Annotated in this window: 5 protein-coding genes and 1 pseudogene; 3 read left to right on the forward strand and 3 right to left on the reverse strand. The window is 68.3% G+C overall.

Annotated features, from left to right (window positions below; translation table 11 throughout):
• Together ACFTZB_RS41415 and ACFTZB_RS41420 are read right to left on the reverse strand one after the other, a co-directional pair.
• Positions 1-107 (reverse strand): annotated as a pseudogene (locus ACFTZB_RS41415) (Fpg/Nei family DNA glycosylase); the annotation flags it as partial.
• 6 nt (positions 108-113) lie between these two features.
• Positions 114-587, reverse strand: coding sequence for a ribose-5-phosphate isomerase (locus tag ACFTZB_RS41420; protein WP_005248193.1), 474 nt, complete (start codon positions 585-587; stop codon positions 114-116).
• Between the two features lie 67 nt (positions 588-654).
• Between ACFTZB_RS41420 and ACFTZB_RS41425 the strand changes: the two genes are divergently transcribed.
• A complete protein-coding gene (locus ACFTZB_RS41425; RefSeq protein ID WP_378441120.1) occupies positions 655-1,629 on the forward strand; it encodes a M48 family metallopeptidase in 975 nt (324 codons plus the stop codon).
• A gap of 12 nt (positions 1,630-1,641) precedes the next feature.
• Here ACFTZB_RS41425 and ACFTZB_RS41430 read toward each other — a convergent pair whose 3' ends face one another.
• Positions 1,642-2,298, reverse strand: a complete 657-nt coding sequence (locus ACFTZB_RS41430) for a DsbA family protein (RefSeq protein WP_378441122.1) — start codon at positions 2,296-2,298, stop codon at positions 1,642-1,644.
• Positions 2,299-2,398: 100 nt separating this feature from the next.
• Here ACFTZB_RS41430 and ACFTZB_RS41435 point away from each other — a divergent pair, with 100 nt between their 5' ends.
• Complete coding sequence (locus tag ACFTZB_RS41435; protein WP_378441124.1) at positions 2,399-3,634, forward strand: NAD(P)/FAD-dependent oxidoreductase; 1,236 nt, start codon at positions 2,399-2,401, stop codon at positions 3,632-3,634.
• Between the two features lie 72 nt (positions 3,635-3,706).
• Positions 3,707-6,286, forward strand: coding sequence for an aminopeptidase N (pepN, locus tag ACFTZB_RS41440; RefSeq protein ID WP_378441126.1), 2,580 nt, complete (start codon positions 3,707-3,709; stop codon positions 6,284-6,286).
• Positions 6,287-6,407 lie beyond the last annotated feature (121 nt).

A 6,407-nucleotide genomic window follows, 5' to 3' on the forward strand; every position in this document is an offset into this window, starting at 1 on the left:
GCGTCCTCGGAAAATCTGCCCTGCGGGCTCAGCACCCGCACCGGCGCACCGGCGAATCGGCGCTGATGTAGCCGCGCCAGCCGGTGCAGGGTGTGACCTTCGGGCAAGGACGATCAGGCCTCGGGCAGGGCCGGAGCGACGCCGGTCTTCTCGAACTCGGACAGGATGTCGATACGGCGCTGGTGACGTTCCTCGTTCGACCACTCGGCGGCGAGGAACGCGTCCACGATCGCGAGGGACTCCTCGAGGGAGTGCATGCGCCCGCCGAGCCCGATCAGCTGGGCGTTGTTGTGCTGGCGGGCCAGCTGCGCGGTCTCGACGCTCCACGCGAGGGCGCAACGCGCACCCTTCACCTTGTTCGCCGCGATCTGCTCGCCGTTGCCGCTGCCGCCCAGCACGATGCCGAGACTGCCCTCGTCGGCGACGACACGACGGGCCGTCTCGATGCAGAAGGCGGGGTAGTCGTCGAGGGCGTCGTAGACGTGAGCGCCGCAGTCGACGGTCTCGTGGCCCGCGGCCTTCAGATGTTCGATGATCTCGTTCTTACGTTCGAATCCGGCATGGTCGGCACCCAGGTATACGCGCATGACTGGTGATTCTGTCAGGCGTCCTCGCGAATCGTGCCGGGGCCCCGGGCCGCTTATCGTGATCAGCATGTATCCCGACAACGGACAGAACTGGGGACAGGCGTACCCGGGGCCTCGGCAGGCCCCCGTGCAGCAGCAGTGGGGCGGCGGGACGGGATGGAATCCCCCGGTCCCGCTGCCGGGTCTCATGCCGAACGACAGGCCCGCCCGGCACTCGTGGGAGATCCCGCTGCTCGTGGCCGCAGTCGTGCTCACCGTCGTCGCCTACGTCGCGGCGATCGCGGCGCTGTTCCTCGGAGTGGTGTCCACCTGGGTGCTCATCGTGCTTGTCGCGCCGATCCTCATCGCCGTCGGCCGCGGCCAGTTGTACGGCTCGCAGCAGGTGAACGGGATCAAGATGACGCCCACCCAGTTCCCCGACGGCCACCGGATGGTGGCGGAAGCGGCCGCACGGTTCGGGATGGCCGAGCCGCCCGACGCGTACGTCGTTCTCGGGAACGGCCGGATCAACGCGTTCGCGTCCGGGCACGGCTTCCGCCGCTTCGTGGTCGTGTACAGCGATCTGTTCGAGATCGGCGGCCAGGCCCGCGAGCCCGACGCCCTCGCGTTCATCATCGGCCACGAGGTCGGCCACATCGCCGCCGGTCACGCGTCGTACTGGCGGCAACTGGGCCAGTTCGCCGCCAACTACATTCCCGTCGTCGGGTCCGCCCTGTTCCGATCCATGGAATACACCGCCGACAATCACGGCTTCTGCGTCCGGCCGCAGGGCGCCCGCGGCGCGATGGGTGTGCTCGGCGCGGGCAAGTATCTGGTGAGCGTCGTCGGATTCGACGAACTCGCCGACCGGGCCACCACCGAACGCGGGTTCTTCCCGTGGTTCGTGAATCTGTTGTCGGGACATCCGGTACTGACCTGGCGCGCCGCCGCCCTGCGGAACCGGACCCGGCACGGCCACCTGTTCGTCAAACCCGGCCAGATCTACCGCGATCCGCTGCAACTGCAATACGCGGGCGATCCGGCCGGGCCCGTCACTCGGTGACCGGGACGCGACTCAGTCGAACTGGGGGTCCTCGGTGCGGGTGCGCTTGAGCTCGAAGAAGTGCGGGTAGCCGGCGAGCGCGACCGCGCCGTCCCACACCTTGCCCGCGTCCTCCCCGCGCGGAATCCGCGACAGCACCGGGCCGAAGAAGGCGACACCGTTGACGTGGATGGTCGGGGTTCCGACGTCCGGTCCGACGGCGTCCATGCCCGCGGCGTGGCTCTCCCGCAGCGCGGCGTCGTACTCGTCGGATTCGGCGGCCTCGGCCAGTTCGGCAGGCAGCCCCACGTCGGCGAGCGACTTGACGATCACGTCGCCCAGGTCCTTGTTGCCCTCGTTGTGGATGAGGGTGCCCATCGCGGTGTACAGGGGCAGCAGGATCTCGTCGCCGTGCTTCTGCGCGGCCGCGATCAGCACCCGCACCGGCCCCCAGGCCTTGGTCATCAACTCACGGTACTCGTCCGGCAGATCCCGGCCCTCGTTGAGCACGGCCAGGCTCATCACGTGGAAGTTCGCCTCCAGGTCCCGCACCTGTGTGGCCTCGAGGATCCATCGCGACGTGATCCAGCACCACGGGCAGAGGGGGTCGAACCAGAAATCAGCGACGTCCTTGGTGGTCCCGGCGTTCGTCCCAGCACTCACGTGATGCTCCTTCTCGGTGATGTACACATTCCCGTCCAGTCAACACCTCGCTGCCGGGAATCCTTCCCGGAGACCCCGCCGACGGCAGTAGGGTCGACAGTGGTCGACCGGAAGGGAGCATCCTCACATGTCCTCCACCCGCACGTTCGTCGTCGTCGGCGGCGGCCTCGCCGGAGCGAAAACGGCAGAAGCATTGCGTGACAAGGATTTCGACGGAGCGATCATTCTCCTCTCGGAGGAGGAACACCTTCCCTACGAGCGCCCTCCGCTCTCGAAGGAACATTTCGCCGGAAAGAAGGCTCTCGGCGACTTCACCGTCCACCACGGCGACTGGTACCGCGACCATCACGTGGACCTGCGGTACGGCACCACCGCCACCGCCCTCGACCTCGCCGCCCACACGGTGACGCTGCCGGACGGGTCCACGCTCGGATACGACAAGCTCGCGCTGGCGACGGGTTCGCGCTCACGCCGCCCACCGATACCCGGTTCCGACGCCGAGGGCGTCCACTACCTGCGCACCGTCGACGAATCCGACCGGTTGATCGCCGCGGTCGACGGCGGCGGGCGGCTCGTGGTGATCGGCGCCGGCTGGATCGGTCTCGAAGTGGGAGCGTCCGCGCGGGAGAAGGGCGCCGACGTGACGGTGGTGGAAGCCGCCGAACTTCCGCTCCTCGGCTCGCTCGGCCCCGAGATGGGCACGGTGTTCGCGGAACTGCACCGCGAGCACGGTGTTCAGCTGCACCTCGGTGCCACGGTCGAGCAGATCGTCGTCGAGGACGGCAAGGCCACCGGTGTGCGGCTCGGCGACGGGACGGTCCTGCCCGCCGACGCCGTCCTCGTCGCCGTCGGCGCCGCCCCCAACGTCGAGATCGCGGAACGGGCCGGACTCGACGTCGACGGCGGAGTTCTCGTCGATGCCGGATTGCAGACCAGCGACCCCGACGTCGTCGCGGTCGGCGACATCGCGGCGCAACTGCATCCGCAACTCGGCACCCGGATCCGGGTCGAGCACTGGGCGAACGCCCTCAACCAGCCGGCAGTCGCCGCCGCGACCATGCTCGGACAGAAGGCCGAATACACGCGGCTGCCGTACTTCTTCACCGACCAGTTCGACCTGGGCATGGAGTACACCGGGTACGCGCCGTCCGACGGGTACGAGCGGGTCGTGGTGCGCGGCAACCTTCCCGGACGCGAGTTCCTCGCGTTCTGGCTCGACGCGGACAACCACGTCCTCGCCGGCATGAACGTCAACATCTGGGACGCCACCGATCAGATCAAGCAACTGGTGTCCTCGTCCGCCCCGGTCGATCCCGACCGGCTGGCCGACCCCGCGGTGCCGTTGACCGACCTGTCCGGTTAACGCCCCGGGCCCACTCGTGATGGGATGGCAGCATCGAGTACGAGCACCGCCGCCGATCACGAGGAGACCTCTGTGGCCCCACCGAACCTGACCCGCGAACAGGCAGCCGAACGAGCCGGGCTGCTGACCGTCGACAACTACCTGATCGAACTCGACCTCACCGACGGGACAGGTCAGCCCGGAGTCGAGACGTTCTCCTCGCGGACCACCGTCACGTTCGGGGCCACCCCCGGCGCGTCCACGTTCGTCGACATCGTCGCTGCGCGTGTGCATTCGGCCACGCTGAACGGCTCCCCCGTCGACGTGTCGGATTACGACGAGTCCACCGGCATCACGCTCACCGGTCTCGCCGAACGCAACGAACTGGTGGTCGAGGCGGACTGCGCGTACTCGCACACCGGTGAAGGTCTGCACCGCTTCGTGGACCCGACCGACGACGCCGTCTACCTGTACTCACAGTTCGAGACGGCCGACGCCAAGCGCATGTTCGCCTGCTTCGACCAGCCCGATCTGAAGGCGACATTCGACGTGCACGTCACGTCCCCCGCCGATTGGAAGGTGATCTCCAACTCCGCGACCGTCGAGACGGTGGCGGCCGAACCAGGCAGGCACATCTTCCGCACCACGCCGAAGATGAGCACCTACCTCGTCGCACTGATCGCGGGGCCGTACGCGGAGTGGACCGACAACTACTCCGACGAGCACGGCGACATCCCCCTCGCGATCTACTGCCGCGCCTCCCTCGGGCAGCACATGGACGCCGAGCGCCTGTTCACGGAAACCAAGCAGGGCTTCGACTTCTACCACCGCAACTTCGGCACCCCCTACGCGTTCGGGAAGTACGACCAGCTGTTCGTCCCCGAATTCAACGCGGGCGCAATGGAGAACGCGGGCGCCGTGACGTTCCTCGAGGACTACGTGTTCCGGTCCAAGGTGACGCGGGCGTCGTACGAGCGGCGCGCCGAGACCGTGCTGCACGAGATGGCGCACATGTGGTTCGGCGACCTCGTCACCATGCGCTGGTGGGACGACCTGTGGCTCAACGAGTCCTTCGCGACATTCGCCTCCGTGCTGTGCCAGAGCGAGGCCACCGAATACACCAACGCCTGGACCACGTTCGCCAACGTCGAGAAGTCCTGGGCCTACCGGCAGGATCAGCTGCCGTCCACCCACCCCATCGCCGCCGACATCCCGGACCTCGCCGCCGTCGAGGTGAACTTCGACGGCATCACGTACGCGAAGGGCGCGTCCGTCCTCAAGCAACTCGTCGCGTACGTCGGGCTCGACCCCTTCCTGTCCGGTCTGCGGGACTACTTCCGCGATCACGCTTTCGACAACGCCACGTTCGACGACCTCCTCGGCGCGCTCGAGAAGTCCTCGGGCCGCGATCTGTCCGACTGGGGCACCCAGTGGCTCAAGACGACCGGGCTCAACATCCTGCGTCCCGAGTTCGACGTCGACGCGGACGGCACGTTCACCCGGTTCGCCGTTCTGCAGTCCGGCGCCGCACCGGGTGCCGGTGAGCACCGGGTGCATCGCATCGCGGTCGGCGTGTACGACGACCGGGACGGCAAGCTCGTCCGCACGAAGCGGGTGGAACTCGACGTCGACGCCACCGAACGCACCGACGTCACCGAACTCGTCGGAGTCGAACGCGGTCAGCTGATCCTCGTCAACGACGACGACCTCACGTACTGCTCGCTGCGGCTCGACCCCGACTCGCTGGCCACCGCCATCGAGCGGATCGGCGACATCGAGGAGCCGCTCCCCCGCACCCTGGTGTGGTCGGCGGCGTGGGAGATGACGCGGCAGGCCGAACTCAAGGCGCGGGACTTCGTCGCCCTCGTGCAGCGCGGCATCGGCGCCGAAACCGAGGTCGGCGTGGTCCAGCGACTGCTGATGCAGGCCCAGACCGCGCTGCACAGCTACGCCGAACCCGGGTGGTCCAGGGAACACGGCTGGCCCGACTTCGCGAACCGCTTGCTCGAACTGGCGCGGGAAGCCGAGGCCGGTTCGGATCACCAGCTGGCGTTCGTCAACGCGCTGGCGGGCGCGCAGCTGTCGCCGTGGCACACCGAGGTCCTGCAGGAATTGCTGGACGCCGCACCGGACACGGTCGGGCTGCCGGGGCTCGTCGTCGACACGGATCTGCGCTGGCGTCTCGTCACCGCCCTCGCGGGGGCCGGCGAGATCGACGCCGACGGCATCGAGACGCCGTTCATCGACGCCGAAGCCGAACGCGACCCGACCGCGGCAGGCGCCCGCAACGCCGCCGCGGCGGCCACCGTCCGCCCGCAGGCCGCGGTGAAGGAACAGGCCTGGAACCGGGTGGTCGGCGACGACTCGGTGCCGAACATCACCGCCCGCTCGATCATCGGCGCGTTCGCCGGTCACGGCCAGTCCGACATCCTCGAGCCGTACGTCGCCCGCTACTTCGCGGACATTCCCGCGGTGTGGGAGCGGCGTTCGAGCGAAGTCGCACAGACCGTCGTGGTGGGGCTGTACCCGTCGTGGTCGATCAGCGAGGCGTCCGTGGCGGCAGCCGACGAGTTCCTGGCCGGCGACCGTCCGCCGGCGTTGCGCCGCCTGGTGGTCGAGGGCCGCGCCGGAATCGTCCGTTCGCTCGCGGCCCGGAAGTTCGACGCGAGCTGATCGGGGGCCGATCCTGCCGGCCTAGTCCCAAAGCCGTGTAGTTAAGGCGTGGGTTGTGTTGTCAAGGGTCGATGTCGGTGAAGACGTTGATGGCGATGGTGGCCTTGAGGCTTGGCCCTCG

Source organism: Rhodococcus sp. NPDC057014 (genome assembly GCF_042673295.1).
GTDB lineage: Bacteria > Actinomycetota > Actinomycetes > Mycobacteriales > Mycobacteriaceae > Rhodococcus_F.

Bases quoted from the DNA above. Each gene is read 5' to 3' on its own strand.
- ACFTZB_RS41425 (WP_378441120.1), top strand. From the start codon at position 655: ATGTATCCCGACAACGGACAGAACTGGGGACAGGCGTACCCGGGGCCT.
- ACFTZB_RS41435 (WP_378441124.1), top strand. From the start codon at position 2,399: ATGTCCTCCACCCGCACGTTCGTCGTCGTCGGCGGCGGCCTCGCCGGA.
- ACFTZB_RS41420 (WP_005248193.1), bottom strand. From the start codon at position 587: ATGCGCGTATACCTGGGTGCCGACCATGCCGGATTCGAACGTAAGAAC.